Source organism: Lentzea kristufekii, assembly GCF_033949925.1.
GTDB classification, from domain to species: Bacteria; Actinomycetota; Actinomycetes; order Mycobacteriales; family Pseudonocardiaceae; genus Lentzea; species Lentzea kristufekii.
The window spans coordinates 75,147-89,579 of sequence record NZ_JAXAVV010000014.1; the positions used below are offsets into that span (position 1 = coordinate 75,147).

Annotated in this window: 13 protein-coding genes; 9 read left to right on the forward strand and 4 right to left on the reverse strand. The window is 70.9% G+C overall.

The genetic code is table 11. The annotated features are described in order from the left end of the window. Window positions 1-2: 2 nt before the first annotated feature. Window positions 3-1,364: an IucA/IucC family protein gene (locus tag SK571_RS27170; RefSeq protein WP_319986920.1), complete on the forward strand. Its 1,362-nt coding sequence runs from the start codon at window positions 3-5 to the stop codon at window positions 1,362-1,364. On the opposite strand, the gene SK571_RS27175 is transcribed toward SK571_RS27170, so the two are convergent. Both SK571_RS27175 and SK571_RS27180 read right to left on the reverse strand, forming a co-directional pair. Further along, on the reverse strand, window positions 1,354-2,367 hold the full coding sequence (locus tag SK571_RS27175) for a hypothetical protein (RefSeq protein ID WP_319986921.1): 1,014 nt from the start codon (window positions 2,365-2,367) through the stop codon (window positions 1,354-1,356). The two genes, SK571_RS27170 and SK571_RS27175, sit on opposite strands and share 11 nt — an antisense overlap. Window positions 2,368-2,450: 83 nt before the next feature. Further along, window positions 2,451-2,801 (reverse strand): hypothetical protein, encoded by a 351-nt coding sequence (locus SK571_RS27180; RefSeq protein ID WP_319986922.1) that lies wholly within the window; start codon window positions 2,799-2,801, stop codon window positions 2,451-2,453. A gap of 177 nt (window positions 2,802-2,978) precedes the next feature. Here SK571_RS27180 and SK571_RS27185 point away from each other — a divergent pair, with 177 nt between their 5' ends. From SK571_RS27185 to SK571_RS27200, 4 genes are read left to right on the forward strand one after another with little or no spacing between them, the layout of a single operon-like run. Beyond that, on the forward strand, window positions 2,979-3,509 hold the full coding sequence (locus SK571_RS27185; RefSeq protein WP_319986923.1) for an NUDIX hydrolase: 531 nt from the start codon (window positions 2,979-2,981) through the stop codon (window positions 3,507-3,509). After that, window positions 3,509-4,369 (forward strand): TroA family protein, encoded by an 861-nt coding sequence (locus SK571_RS27190; protein WP_319986924.1) that lies wholly within the window; start codon window positions 3,509-3,511, stop codon window positions 4,367-4,369. The genes SK571_RS27185 and SK571_RS27190 overlap by 1 nt, the downstream gene beginning before the upstream one ends. Further along, complete coding sequence (locus SK571_RS27195) at window positions 4,360-5,331, forward strand: D-cysteine desulfhydrase family protein (protein ID WP_319986925.1); 972 nt, start codon at window positions 4,360-4,362, stop codon at window positions 5,329-5,331. Before SK571_RS27190 ends, SK571_RS27195 begins: the two co-directional genes overlap by 10 nt. A 25-nt stretch (window positions 5,332-5,356) precedes the next feature. Further along, window positions 5,357-5,983, forward strand: a complete 627-nt coding sequence (locus SK571_RS27200; protein ID WP_319986926.1) for a GTP pyrophosphokinase — start codon at window positions 5,357-5,359, stop codon at window positions 5,981-5,983. 170 nt (window positions 5,984-6,153) lie between these two features. On the opposite strand, the gene SK571_RS27205 is transcribed toward SK571_RS27200, so the two are convergent. After that, window positions 6,154-6,975 (reverse strand): MerR family transcriptional regulator, encoded by an 822-nt coding sequence (locus SK571_RS27205; protein ID WP_319986927.1) that lies wholly within the window; start codon window positions 6,973-6,975, stop codon window positions 6,154-6,156. 101 nt (window positions 6,976-7,076) lie between these two features. On the opposite strand from SK571_RS27205, the gene SK571_RS27210 reads away from it, so the two are divergent. The 3 genes from SK571_RS27210 to SK571_RS27220 all read left to right on the forward strand — a co-directional run bounded on the left by SK571_RS27210 (window position 7,077) and on the right by SK571_RS27220 (window position 9,014). Then, window positions 7,077-8,000 (forward strand): anti-sigma factor RsbA family regulatory protein, encoded by a 924-nt coding sequence (locus SK571_RS27210; protein ID WP_319986928.1) that lies wholly within the window; start codon window positions 7,077-7,079, stop codon window positions 7,998-8,000. Window positions 8,001-8,216: 216 nt separating this feature from the next. Continuing rightward, on the forward strand, window positions 8,217-8,567 hold the full coding sequence (locus tag SK571_RS27215) for a DUF742 domain-containing protein (RefSeq protein WP_319986929.1): 351 nt from the start codon (window positions 8,217-8,219) through the stop codon (window positions 8,565-8,567). A 48-nt stretch (window positions 8,568-8,615) separates the two neighbouring features. Next, a complete protein-coding gene (locus tag SK571_RS27220) occupies window positions 8,616-9,014 on the forward strand; it encodes a LapA family protein (RefSeq protein ID WP_319986930.1) in 399 nt (132 codons plus the stop codon). On the opposite strand, the gene SK571_RS27225 is transcribed toward SK571_RS27220, so the two are convergent. Continuing rightward, window positions 8,968-11,592 carry a helix-turn-helix transcriptional regulator gene (locus SK571_RS27225; RefSeq protein ID WP_319986931.1) on the reverse strand — a complete coding sequence of 875 codons (2,625 nt, stop codon included), beginning with the start codon at window positions 11,590-11,592 and terminating at the stop codon, window positions 8,968-8,970. The genes SK571_RS27220 and SK571_RS27225 overlap by 47 nt on opposite strands. A 280-nt stretch (window positions 11,593-11,872) precedes the next feature. Here SK571_RS27225 and SK571_RS27230 point away from each other — a divergent pair, with 280 nt between their 5' ends. Further along, window positions 11,873-14,428, forward strand: coding sequence for an AAA family ATPase (locus tag SK571_RS27230; protein WP_319986932.1), 2,556 nt, complete (start codon window positions 11,873-11,875; stop codon window positions 14,426-14,428). The last annotated feature ends 5 nt before the right edge of the window (window positions 14,429-14,433 follow it).

Genomic DNA, 14,433 nt, shown 5'->3' on the forward strand with positions numbered 1-14,433 from the left:
CGATGTGTCAGGATCAGATCATTCTGACGCAAACACCGGTCGAGTCCGACTTCGCCGCCGCGCTGGACGAAAGACGTGCCGAAAGGTTCATCGCGGCGCTGCCCGGAGCCCGTGCGGCGATCCTCGCGCGCCTGCGCCGGGCGTTCGCGATCGAGCCGTTGCCGCAGGTCAGCGTCGACCCGGTCGAGTACTCCCACCCGGTCGACCTCCTCACCGCACTGCGCTGGCCCGGTTCCGAGAGCTTGATCACCGAGGTCGCCCACAGCGTGGCCGGGCTGGCCCTGTCCCGCACGACGAGCCCGCTCACGACTCCATTCCCGCTCAGGACGCTGGAGGAGCACGAGCAGAGCGTGGTCGACGGCCATCCGCTGCACCCGTGCTGCCGCAACCGCACCGGGTTCACCGCCGCCGACCACCTCGCGTACGGCCCCGAGCACCGCCCGGTCGTGCCGCTGCGGCTGCACTCCGCGGCACAGCACGTGGTGTTCGGCGACTGGCCGGACGAGCTGCGCGACGGCGGGCGGATCCTCCTCCCGGTGCACCCCTGGCAGGCGGACCGGCTGAACGTGCCCAGCGCCGGCACCCTCGACGCCAGACCGCTGATGGCGCTGCGCACGCTCTCGGCCGGCGCCTGGCACGTCAAGACGACGCTGAGCGCCCAGATCACCTCGGCCGTGCGGGACATCTCCGGCGGTTCGATCGCCACCGCGACGACGGTCTCCGACTTCCTGGACGCGGCCGTCGAAGGGATCGAGCTGCAGCACAACCGGGCGTCCGCCGCCGTGCTCACCGACGGCGAACCGGACCGGAGGCTCGGCGTGATCCTGCGCGACAAACCTGTGCCGCGCGAGGGTGAAACGCTGCTGCCCCTGGCCGCGCTGACCGCCGGCGACCCTCCGCCCATCCGCGCACTGGGTGACCCGTTCGAGTGGCTCGCGGAGTTCTGCGCACTGGCCGTCCCGCCGTTGATGACCCTGCTCGCGCGCGGAGTGGCGCTGGAGGCCCACGAGCAGAACCTCCTGGTGGGCCTGGTGCACGGCCGGCCGCGCCGGTTGATCTACCGCGACCTGGCGGACATCCGGGTCAGCCCACGCGCCGATCTGCCCGGACGCCTGCACGCGAGCCCCGACGCGTTGCGCGCCAAGACGTTCGCGACCTTCTTCTCGACGGCAGTGACCGGGTTGGTCGGCGCGCTCGACGCCCCGGACGCCGAGCTCTGGCAGGTCGTGGCCGCCACGGTCCCGGACACCCCGGACCGGCACGCCCTGCTGCACGACCCGTTGCCCGCCAAGCCGCTCACCCTGATGCGGCTCGACCCGCGCACGACGCAGTGGGCCTACCTGCCGAACCCGTTCAGGTCCTGAGCAGTTCTTCCCGGTGCTGCCAGGCCAGCGCCAGCAGCGCGGCACCGGCGGCCTGCGTCGGTTCGTGCCGGGCGAAGCGCTCGACGTTCCCGGCGGTGAACGGAAGTCCGCGCAGCACCTGGCCCTCTTCGTTGTGCGACACCAGATCGCCGAACAGCTCGTCGAACCGCGAGGCCTCGATCACCGCCACGGTCAGCATGTCGGTGGCGAACGTCAGCGGGTCCACGCCCGTGCCGAGGTAGAACACGCGGGCCGCCTCCGTGAGCCGCTGAGCGAACGGCCAGGCCGCGTAGTCGGCGTCGTGGATCTCCTCCACACCGAGCATCTCCTCGGCGAACTCGCGGATCATGCAGTGCCACAACGAGAAGTCGGCCTCGGACGAACCCTGGAACACCCCGACCGGCAACACCTGGAACATGCCGCCCGCGTGCCCGACGCGCTTCGGGTCCCGCCAGTGCAGGAAGAACGTCGCCTCCCCGGAGATCTCGTCGTGCCGCAGGGTGAGCGTGCTGATGGCGACGTTGACCGGCCTCCGCCGGGGATCGCACGGATCACCGACGGCCGATCGCGCCGGCAGCGCGCCGATCCGCCCGAGGTCGCGCGCCGCGTACTCGTGCGCACAGGCCTCGCCCACGTCGACGCCGTCGAAGTAGCTGCCGAGCCCGAACGTCAGGTGCCGCCCGGTGAAGCCGAGCAGCCGGTAGGTCCCGCGGTTCTGGAACACGGACGGCGCGGCGAGCGCGGCCATCGCCTCCGAGTAGCTGCCGAAGCCGTCGGGGAGAACCGAGGCCGGCACCTCGGGCAGCGCGGTGGACGCCTTCAGCTCCAGCGAGAGGTCGGCCAGCGGGATCGGCCCGGCGGGCATCCAGTCCGGCGACGTGAGCAGCGGCGTGCCGGCGACCCTGGGCACGTCCGGGTACTCGGCGACGGCCGCGAGCGCCAGCGCGTGGCGGTGTTCGAGCAGGTGAGCGCGCACTTCGAGCCACTCGGCAGACGTCGGCATGGCCCCTATTCTGCGGGTACGGGACCTGGGACACGGCGAAATGGCCGGACCACCCCGTGGCCCGGCCTCCGCTCATGAGGCCCTCAGGCCCGCCAGCGCCGTGACGCGTGGACGACTTCGCCGACCGCGCGTGCCAGGCTTCCGTCGGCGTCGACGTGGCTCTCGTAGTGCTCTGCCGGAAGCGGCTGGGCCACCTCGGACGGTGCCTCGTACGAGTCGCTGTCTTCCCAACGCAGCCTGCGCGCCGTCTTCACGAACGCGACCGCCGCTGCCAGCAGCAGCCCCCCGACCACGGCCGGCCACCAGACCGATTCCGCGACCGCGATGGCGAACTGGACCTGGGCCACCACGACGAACACGACGGTCAGTCCGACCACCGACCACGGGGCTGATCCACCGTCACGTCTGCGCTTGGCGGCACCGGTTGCCCCCATTGGCGTCACCTCCACCGATGTTGCCTGGACATCGGCGATTGATCGCACGGAGTTACAGGGGTAAGCGTACTCCCCGATCGTTTGGTTGCAGACCGTCATCTTCCGGACGTCCGCCCACCAGCGCGGAACCGGTGTGCAGCGCGTGCACCATTCACTCTGTGGTGTGATCATCGGCTGGTGTCCGCACTGCACGCGGGGGACCCCGCCTCATTCGCCACCGATGTTCTCGACGAGGGCCCTCCCGAACTGGAGCACGTGCCGGGAGTGGCGTCCCGCCGGCCTACCAAGACGTGTGCGGGAGGCGCGCTGATCCGTGATTCCGCCGGACGCGTGCTGTTCGTCGTGCCGACGTACAAGGCGGTGCTGGACATCCCCGGCGGCATGACCGAGGACGACGAGTCCCCGAAGGCCGCGGCGCAGCGGGAGATCCAGGAGGAACTCGGCCTGTCCGCGGCTCTGGGACCGCTGCTGGTGGTCGACTGGACGCCGCGCAACGGGGTCTGGAGCGACTGCCACCAGTTCGTGTTCGACGGTGGCGTCGTGGACGGTGCCGTGGCGTGCGATCCCGAGCTGGAAGGCGTCCTGTACCTGACGCTGGACGACGCGAAGCCGCGGATCTACCCGTCACTGCACCGGCGCCTCACGCTCGCTCTGGCGGCCCTTGAGAGCGGTTCCACGCGGTACGCCGAGTTCGGCAGGGAGGTCTGATGCGGATCGTCTCGCTGCTGCCCGCCGCCACCGACGTCGTCGCCGAACTGGGCCTGGCCGGACACCTGGTGGGACGCACCCACGAGTGCGACTGGCCGGCCGAGGTGGCGGGCGTCCCCGTCGTCACGAGCACCGGCGTCGTCCAGAACGCCCTGAGCAGCAGGGAGATCAACTCGACCGTCCACCGCGGGTCGTCGCTCTACGGCCTCGACGCGGACCTGCTGCACGACCTCGAACCGGACGTGATCCTCACCCAGGACCTCTGCGACGTCTGCGCGATCTCGTACCGCAAGGTCACCGACACCGTCCGGGTGATGGACATCGGCCCGACGGTGCTGAGCCTCGAACCTTCCACGCTGGACGAGGTCCTCGGCTGCCTGAAGACCGTGGGCGACGTGCTCGGCGTGGACAGCGCGGCCAGGACCGCCGCGCTGCGCCAACGCGTCGGCGACGTCGAACGGCGGACCAGGGACCTCGTCCACCCCCGCGTGGCCGCGATCGAGTGGCTCGACCCGTGCTGGCCCGCCGGGCACTGGGTCCCGGAGCAGATCACGGCTGCCGGAGGCGTCCCGCTCCTCGCCGGGAAGGGCGAGCACACCGGGCCGATCACCTGGCAGGCGGTCCACGACGCGGAACCGGACGTGGTCCTGCTCATGCCCTGCGGCTTCCCGCCCGAGCGGACGCTGCGGGAACTCCCCGACCAGCCGCTGCCCGAGACGTGGGTACTGGACGGACCGTCCTACTTCAACCGGCCGGGCCCTCGCGTGGTCCGCGGCATCGAGATCCTCGCCCACGTCCTGCACGGCATCGGCGAAGAACCCTCGAAGGACGAGGCACTTAAACTCAGCCCATGGACCTGAGCGCGTTCCCCCGAGTCTCCCTGGGCACCTGGCCGACCCCGCTGGAGGACGCCCCCAGGCTCGCGGACTCGCTCGGCGCCCCGCCGGTCCTGATCAAGCGCGACGACGTCAACGGCCTCGGCGCGGGCGGCAACAAGCTGCGCAAGCTCGAGTTCCTGCTCGGCCAGGCGATCGAGCAGGGCGCGGACACGATCATCACGTTCGGCGCGCTGCAGACCAACCACGGCCGCCAGACCGCGGCGGCGTGCGCGAAGCTGGGGCTGCGCTGCGAGCTGGTGCTGACGGCCAAGGTGCCGATGACGGGCGCCGCCTACGAGCGGTCCGGGAACATCGTGCTGGACCACATGTTCGGCGCGAACGTGCACGTCTGCGCGGACGCCGACGAGACCGTCCGGACGTACGAGAAGGTCAACCACGACAAGGCCGTCACGCTGCCCGTGGGCGGTTCGAACGGGCTGGGCACGCTGGGGTACGTCGCGGCGGCGGTCGAGCTCGTCGGGCAGCTGGACGAGCGCGGCATCGACAACGCCACCATCGTCGTGCCGGACGGCAGCGGCGCCACGGCGGCGGGCGTGGCGCTCGGCACCGAACTCCTGGGCTGGCGCGGCACCGTCCACGCCGCGAGCGTCTCGCACACCGCCGCGGACGCCGAGCAGGAACTCCGCAGCCTCGCCACCGACGCCGCCGCCCTCCTCGGCGAGCCGGCACCGCGACTGGGCCACGTCACCGTCACCGACGACACGATCGGGCCGGGCTACGGCGTGCCCACGCCGGAGATGTGGAACGTGCTGAAGCTGTTCGCGGAGACCGAGGGCGTGATCCTCGACCCCGTCTACACCGGCAAGGCCGCGGTGAAGTTCCGCGAGATCGCCCCGCGCAGCGACGTGCCGGTCGTGTTCCTCCACACAGGTGGTCTCCCCGGCTTCTACGGCTACGCGCCCGAGGCCGTCGCGCAGTTCTGACGAGCGTGATCAGTACTCTGGTGTGGTGACCGACCTCGCCGACGACCTGGGCCTGCTGCGCGACCTCGAACGGCGGCTGCTCGTCTACAAGTTCGCGATCGAGGAGCTCATGACGAAGCTCCGGATCCTGAGCGAGGAGTTCGACTCGGTCCACCAGCACGACCCGATCGAGCACATCACCAATCGGGTGAAAAAGCCGGAAGGCATCCTGGAGAAGCTGCGGCGCAAGGGTTTTCCGCTCGACCTCGACTCCATCGGCGACTGGCTCGACGACATCGCGGGCGTGCGGGTGATCTGCCCGTTCGTCTCGGACGTCTACCGGGTCAAGGCGATGCTCGCGCGCCAGCACGACGTGGAGATCCTGCACACCAAGGACTACATCGCCGCACCGAAGCCGAACGGCTACCGCAGCCTGCACCTGATCGTGCGAATCCCGGTGTTCCTGTCGGACCGGGTCGAGCACGTGAAGGTCGAGGTGCAGCTGCGAACCATCGCGATGGACTTCTGGGCCACGCTGGAGCACAAGCTGTTCTACAAGTACGACGACAGCCCGCCCGCGGACTTCGTGGGCGAGCTGATGTCGACCGCCATGATCGCGGCACAGCTGGACGAGCGGATGGAGTCCCTCCACCGCCGCATCCACCAGGAGTAGGCCCTGTCCTGCAAGTCCGTTCGATGAGAGTCACGGTCGAGAGACCCGGAGGCGGTGCCGCCGCAATGCCCTCATACCGGGCGTATTCGGGCTTTGCGGCGGTGCCGTCTCCGGGGCCCTCGGCCGCGACTATCGCGGACGAGACCTGCAGGACAGGGCCTAGCCGCCCGCTACGGCTTGGTGATCTCCAGCTGCAGCTCGGTCACCCAGTCCGCCGGGTCGCCCTGGCCGTAGTGCAGGTACACCTCGCGGGCGAACCCGTTCTGCTTGTACCCGTGCGCCTCGATCCACGCCGCCACGGCCTGGTAAGAGGTGTCGACGTCGTCCATCGTGCCGCGGTGCACGATGGTCGCCGCCTCGGCCAGCGCCGGCAGGTCGACGACCTCGAAGTCGTAGGCGGGGGACGGTTCCACGGCCACGGTCACACCGGCCCGCACGACCACCTGGTCGCCCTCGGCGGATTCGTAGGTCGCGATCCCGTGGCCGGACGGCGTGACTCCCGCGCGGCCCAGGCGTTCGAAGAGCTCCGGGTACAGCGGCTGGATGACCGGGCCGATGTCCTCGGGCTCGTACGACGCGGCGGTGGCGGTGAGGCGGGCGACCCGGACGGCGGGGACGGGCTTCACGACGATCTCGTCGGTGGGCATGGCGCCTTCTCCTTCTATGGCGCGGAGACGTGCCTCGACCCGGCGCAGCCGCGACTCGTCCGCGAGGATCTGCTGCCGCAGCTCGGCCCGTCGCAACGAAAGCATGCCGTGCAACTGTTCGACGGAAAGCTTTTCGTCGAGCACCACACGCACCTGGTCGAGTGTCAGACCGAGGTCCTTCAACGCGACGAGGCGGTTCAGTCGTTGCAGCTGGGCGGCGGTGTAGAAGCGGTAGCCGCTGGCCGGGTCGACGTGTGCCGGCGGGAGCAACCCGACCGCGTCGTAATGGCGCAGCATCCGCACCGACACGCGCCCCAGATGGGCGAAGTCTCCGATGGTGAACATGACTGCTCCTGTGTAGGGGCTGACACGGTGTGAGGGTCAAGAAATGATGGTTTGAGCAACGTGCCGGGTGCGCATCCTGGGATGTTGACGAGAGGTGGCACATGACGTTCGCACATCCGGCGCTGTTCTACTCCGACGAGGAGTCCTACATCGACGGGACAGTCCCGTTCGTGGTCGAGGGCCTCGCGAGCGCCGAACCCGTCGCGGTGGCGGTACCGGGCAGGAACCTCCAGCTGCTCAAGGAAGCGCTCAGCGGCTTCGCCCACCTCGTGACGTTCCTCGACATGACGGACACCGGCCGCAACCCCGGCCGGATCATCCCGGAGCTCCGCGCGTTCGCCGACCGGCACCGCGGGGCCGTCCGCATCATCAGCGAACCGGTGTGGGACCTGCGCACCGACGTCGAGTACCCGGCGTGCACGCTGCACGAGGCGCTGGTCAACTACGCGTTCAGCGGACGTGACCTGAGCATCCTGTGCCCCTACAACACCACCACCCTCACCCATGACATCCTGGCCGACGCCGAGAAGACCCACCCGGTCGTGATCGACGCGAGCGGCCACCGCCCGAGCGACCACTTCCACCCCGCGCGGGTGGTCGTCGCCGCCCACTCACTACCGTTGACCATCCCGTCCGACGCGGCGAGCACATCGGTCGGCGCCGGCGCGATGGCGGCGGTGCGGGCGTTCGCGCGTGAGCAGGCCGTCAAGCTGGGGCTCGCTCATGATCGGGTCGACGACTTCACGCTCGCGGTGACCGAGCTGGCCACGAACAGCGTGCGGCACGGCGGCGGCGAGAGCACGGTCCGCGTCTGGTCGGAAAGCAAAAGTATTGTTTGCCAAGTCAACGACAACGGCCACATCACGGATGTTCTTGCTGGCCGGACCCCTGTTCACGCAAACGAACCGGGCGGTCGCGGTCTGTTGCTCGTCAACCGTTTGGCGGATCTCGTGCGCACCCAAACGACGTCGTCGGGCACAGCAATCCAAGTCAGATTCGACCTGACTGACAAAAAGGCAACGTGATCCACATACATTTGGGCGTCTTCGTTATAGCTTGAGCACGTGCACGACGAGGAAGCGACGGAAATCGGTTACACGGGGGCTCGATTCGGGTCTCCGGCGACCCGCAGACGGCTGCGCACCGACGGAAGCGAAGACTTCATCGGAGCGGAGACGCAACAACTGCCCCGTCAGCAACCGTTGCGCCAACGCCCACCGGAACCGCCACCGGAGTGGCCTGTGCCAGAAGACCAGAACAACAGCCCCGCCAGGGACAGCTCGCTCATCCGTCCCTACGCCCGCACCGGTGGCCGCACCACGGCCCGCCACGACCTGCGCCTGGAAACGCTGCTCTCCACCGACGAGGACCGGCTCTACCGCGCGACCCACGACCAGGCGGCGATGATGCGGCTGTGCCTGCAGCCGCGGTCGGTCGCCGAGATCTCGGCGCTCATGAAGATCCCGCTCGGCGTCACGCGGGTGCTGCTGAGCGACCTGATCACGCTGAACCTGGTCGCCGTGCACGAGCCGAGCGCCCAGCCGAACATCGCGCTGCTCGAACGCGTGCTGTCCGGGTTGCGCAACCTGTGACCCGTTCGCCAGCGCGCGGGATCACTCCTGGTCGCCGATAATCTGTACGTGGCGACCTCCAGCGACGAGACCCCGAAGACACCGGTCACGGAACCCATCCCGGCCGCTCCGCCGACCGCCGCACCGCCCGCGCCGGTGGCCGCACCGAAGAAGCTGCGGCCCACCCGGATCAGCGGCACCTGGATCGCCGTACTGGTGGCGATCGTCGTGCTGATCTTCCTGCTGATCTTCATCCTGCAGAACGGCGGCAACGCCACGATCCACTTCCTGTGGGGCCAGTTCAGCCTGCCCCTGGGTGTGGCGCTGCTGTTCGGCGCGATCGGCGGCGCGCTGCTGGTCGCCGTCGTCGGCGCCGCCCGGATCCTGCAGCTGCGGCGTCAGGCCAAGCGGACCGTGCCGCCTACTGGTCGTCCCTCGACCTCATCACCAGCTCGACGCGAGAGCTGATCCCGAGCTTGCGGAAGATCTTGCGCAGGTGGAAGTTCACCGTGTGCGGCGACATGAACAGCTGCGTGGAGATCTGCCGGTTCGTCTGACCCTTGGCCACCAGGTTGGCGATGGCCCGTTCGGTGTCGTCCAGACTCGACCATCCGGACTCAGGCCGCGCCGGAGCGGCCCTGCGACGCCGGCCGAGCTTGCGCAACCGGCCGAGGACGCGCGCGCTGTCCCGTGACGCGCCGATCTCCCGGTAGAGCTCCAGCGCGTTCTCCAGCACCTTCACCGACTCCGACCGGTCCGGCGAGTCCGCGAGCAGCACGCCGAGGTCCTCGGACGCGTTCGCTCGCGCCCACAGGTCCCGGTGCTCGCGCGCGGCGAGCTCCAGCGACTTCGCGTCGGAGTCGAGCAGGCCGCGCGCGTGCAGCGCGGCCGCTCCGATCGCCGGGAACCCCGGATGCTCCTGCGCCAGCCGTTCCGCGTGGTCCACGACGGCCTGCGCCAGCCGTTCGTCCCCCGCCTCCAGCGCCCGGCGCAGGAACCAGCCGGCGGCGCGGGGTTCCTCCGCGAGCAGGCCCGACGACACCAGGCCCGGATACTCCTCGGCGAGCAGCGCGAGCGCCTTCTCGAGCCCGGAGCCGACGTAGGTGACGAGCACGTCGGTCCACTGGTAGTAGGCGTGCGAGAAGATCACGCCGTCGGCCGGGACCTGGCCGCGGCAGCGCTCGACGTGCTCGACGGCCGCGGGCAGGTCGCCGGTGTGGATCGCGACCATCGCCAGCACCGCCAGCGCCGGCGCGACCACCGTCTCGTGCCCGGTCTCCTCCGCCACCGTCAGCGCGGCGCGCGCCTCGGCCGCGGCCTCCTCGATCCGCCCCGCCTGCAACAGGATCCGCGCCTGCACGACCGCGGTCATGACCTCCCTGGTGACCACAGCGGACGGCCCGCCGCGGACCCGGCGCACCACGTTGTCGGCGTCGGCGAACTCCCGCAGCCCCGCCAGCAGGGTCGCGAGCAGCAGCTGCGGGTACGCGCCGAGGTCGTGCGAGGTGCTCGACCGCGCGGCCTCGCGGGCCAGTTCCAGCGCGGCACCGGGCCGGCCGGTGTCGCGCGCGATCGCCGCCAGCACGGCCAAAGCCGTTGCCAGCACGTCGTCCGGAGCTCCCTGGCGGGTGCGCACGACGGACTCGGCCAGTTCCTCCGCGCGATGCCGGTCGTGGCCGAGCAACGCCATCAGCCGGGTGATCTCCACCCAGGGCGCGAGGTCCGGCGCCAGGCCGGGTTCGCGCAGCAACGCCTCGGAGATCTCCAGCGACTCCGCGTACCGGGCTCCCAGCAACGTCGTCGTGGCCACGCAGTGCCGGAGTTTCGCGGCGGGCTCCGGGGAGACCTGACGGGACAGGGCCTCCTCCGCGAGCGCCTGCGCGGCGGTGAGCCGGCCGGCCGCGGTGAGCGCTCTCACCGCCATGACCGTGCGGTGGACCAGCAAAGCAGACGCTTGGTCGGTCAGTTCGAGGGCGCGCACCGCGAGTTCGGCGGCGGCCTCGGGAGCGTTCCACAGCACGGCTTTCGCGGCCGCGACCAGGCCGTCGATCGACCGGGCGTCACCGCGCTGGGCACCGTGCAGCAGGTGCTTCGCGGCGAGGACGGCGGAGTCCCCGCGCCCCAGCAGCATCTCGCCGGCCTCGCGGTGCAGCGCGCGCCGCACGGGCGGGGGCACGGAGTCCGCGACCAAACGCCAGAGCAGTTCGTGCCGGAATGCCAGCCTGTCGTCCAGGGCCGTCACGACGCCCGCGCGGATGACCTCGTCCAGGGCGGGCAGCAGGATCGCGGTGCTCGACGCCAGCATCTCCGCGACGTCACCGGGTTCGAAGCGCGGGCCGAGCACGGCGGCGACCTGCAGGAGGTGCCTTGCCTTGCCGCTCAACGCACTCATGCGGTCGCGCAGCAACGCCTCGGTGCGGTGCGGCGGGCGGTCGGCCCTGATCGAGGCGCGTCCGGCGCCGATCAGCACCAGCTCGTCCTCGTGCAGGGCCTCGAAGAGCGCGATCAGCGCGGCGGGATTGCCCTGGGCGGTGGAAGCAAGCGCTTTCAGATCGTGGTCGGGGTCACCGCCCGCGAGGTCGGTGACGAGGTCCGCGACCACGTCGTCCGCCAACGGCCGCAGCTCGATCCTGGTGGCACCGCGCTGGGCGGCGGCACCGAACAGGCGGTCGGCGCCCTCCCCGCGGCGGCGGGCGAGCAGCCACACCACCTTCTCGTGGGTGGAGGCGGGTAGCAGAGCACGCAGTGCGGCCAGGGTGCCCGGCTCGGCCAGGTGGAGATCGTCCAGCACGACGAGCGCGGGACCACCGGGCTGGCGTTCTGCCAGGCGGGCCAACAGGAACGGCTGATCGAGTTCGTCCTGCGCGGTGGCGACCTCGAAGCCGCGGCCGGCGGCGACGGCGGTGACCTCGGCCAGCAACCGCGTCTTGCCGGTGCCCGCCGCGCCGTCGATCAGCACCACACCGGTGCCCGCGTCCAGCACGCCGTCCAGGAGCTCCCGTTCTCCCTCACGGCCGCGGAACATCCCGTCCCGATTCCCCGACACCCATTCTTCCTTTCGCTCCGCGGCGGCGGAGAACAAGCGCTGCAATACCACAACGACCAGCATCGCGACCAGCCCCGAGCGGCCCCCCTACGCCGTTGGGACGACCTCGAAGCGCAGTCGCCGACCTTCACGCTACCCATTCGAGTAGTAGCCCGCGGGATCATACGGGCCACCATCGTGTTGAGACGCCCATAGCTCAGGAAGCTTTACCTGGGCAAGTGGAGCGCTTTCTCCTAGCATCAATTCCGCTGAGCTTTCAGCGGCGGATTGTGGAGAGATCTTGGAAAACCGGCTGAAAGTGTGGTGCGCCGGAATCAGCGATCAAGCGGCGCCGGGCACGACCACGGTGGTGGAAGGCGCACCCGGCACGGGGAAGACGGCGGCCCTGGACGACCTCGCCGCGCGCTGGGAAACGTCCGGCAGGCAGGTCGTGCGAGCGCGTGGAAGCGCATTGGAAAGCGATCTTCCCTTCGGGATCGTGGCCCAGCTGTTCGACCTGGTCGACCCCGATCTCGTGCCCGCGGAGGCGGCCGGCGCGGTGCAGCTCACCGCGACGACGGCCGATTTCCCCGTGCTGCACGGGGTCTACCGGCTGGCCGCGGCGCTGGCCGCGCGTGGCGACCTGCTCGTCGTCGTGGACGACGCCCAGTGGGCCGACGCCGCGTCCCTGCGCTGGCTCGCCTATCTGGCGTTGAGGGTGCAGCGGCTGCGCATCGCCGTGGTGCTGGCCGTCGGCCTGGGTGAGCGGTGTGACGACCCCTCGTTCGGCGAGATCATGGCTTCGTGCCAGCGGGTGACGCTGGACAACCTCACCTCGGCCGAGACCGGCCGGATCGTCTCGGCGGCACTGGGCGAGGCCGCGCCCGAGTTCGCGGCCGCCTGCTTCGACGCGACCGGCGGCAACCCGCTGGCGGTGACCCGCCTCGTCAAGGTCCTGGCGGAGGACGAGGTCCCGCCGACCGCCGAGGCCGCCTGGCGGGTGGCCCGGCACGGCGCCGAGGTGTCCGGGGAGATCATGGCGGCCAGGCTGCGCCGCCGCTCCGCGTCCGTCGTGACCGCGGCGCACTGCCTGGCCGCGCTCGGGCCGTCCCCGCACCCCGGTGTGCTGGCCGAACTGACGCGGCTGAGCCCGGTGGAGCTCGCCGAGGCCGTCCGCACCGTCGAACTGCTCGGCGTGGCCGGGCCCGCGGTGCTCGGCGACATGCCCGCCGCGGCACGGGCCGAGCTGCACCTGCGGGCCGCGCGTGCGTTGCGGACGCACGGCGCCTCGGACCGGGCGGTGGCCGATCACCTGCTGGAGACCTCGCCGGGCCTGGAACCGTGGGCGGGCGAGGTGCTCGACCGCGCCGCGCAGGTGGCGGTGAACCACGGCGACACGGCCGGTGCCGCGCGGTTGCTGTGGCGGGCGTTGCGCGAACCGGTCGCGAACCCGTCACGGGCGTTGCGGCTGCTGGGGATCGCCGAGCTGGTCGGCAACCTGCCCGGCGCGACTGCCCGGCTGCGCGAGGCCTTCCAGTCCGATGTGGACGACGTCGAGTCCGCGATCGCGTTGTCCTACGCCCTGCACGCCGAAGGCAGTCCCGCGGAGATCCCGGCGGTCCTGTCACGTGAATCAGCTTGCGCACAGGCACATCTGGTGGTGCACGGGCTCGTGTGGCAGGAAGCCGTGCCGCCGGCCGTCTCGCTCGACACACCGGCCGGGGTGCTGCACCGCGTGATGGTCGGGGACATCAGCGCCACCGAGGCGGTCGGGCTCGTCTCGCCCGACGGGGTTCTCGCCTCGCTCACGTCCGCGATGACGCTGAACCTGGCCGACTCGCTGGACGAGGCACTGGCCGTGCTCGACGAGGTCGACCGGGCGCAGGCACCGGCGTTGCGCGCGCTGACGAACGTGATGCGCGCGAACGTCCAGCGCCGCAAGGGAGATCTCACCTCCGCCCGCGCCGACCTGGAGGTGGCGGCCGACCACCTGCGGCAGGACCGGCGCTGGCACGCCGTCTCCACCTGGCACGCCGCGTTGCTCGCCGACATCCTTCTAGAGGAGGGCCGTCTCGACGAGGCCGCCGCGGTGATCGCCGAGGCCTCGACGGACGAGGCGCGGCGCACGTGGTCGTTCGGCGGCGTGCTGACCGTGCGCGGCCGCGTGCTGACCGCGCGAGGCGACGATCACGATGCCCTGGAAGCGTTCCTGGCCGCCGGACGGCACTGCGCCGCGTGGCCGTACCGCAACCCGGCGGCGCTGTCGTGGCGTTCCGGAGCGGCCCTGGCCTGCGCGGCGATAGGTGACGGCGAACGGGCGCGCGAACTGGCCCAGGAAGAGGTGGCGCTCGCCCGCGTCTGGGGCGCGCCGAGAGCGTTGGGCATGGCGTTGCGCGCGGAAGGCAGGGTGACCGCGGGAGCGGCCGGGCGGACGTTGCTGGAGGAGGCCGTGCGGGTGCTGCGCGCCTCCCCCGCCCGCCTGGAGCTGGCACGCGCGCTGGTAGACCTCGGCGTCGTGGTGCGCCGCCAGGGCGACACCGTGTTCGCGCGCACGTGCCTGCGTGACGCCGTCGACCTGGCGCAGAAGTGCGGATCGGCCGCGATGGCCGCGCGGGCCTACTCCGAACTGGTGGCGACGAGCGCCGGACCTAGGCGGATGCGGCAGACCGGGCCGACCGCGCTCACCCCGACGGAGCACCAGGTGGCGGAACTGGCGGCGCGGGGCCGTTCGGACGACGAGATCGCATCGACGCTGCTCATGGCCCCGACGGCGGTAGAAGGCGTGCTGTCGGGGATCTATCGCAAGTTGGGCGTGTCCGGCCGTTTGCAGCTGGCGGATGCTCTGTTCGTGGACTAGTTCGG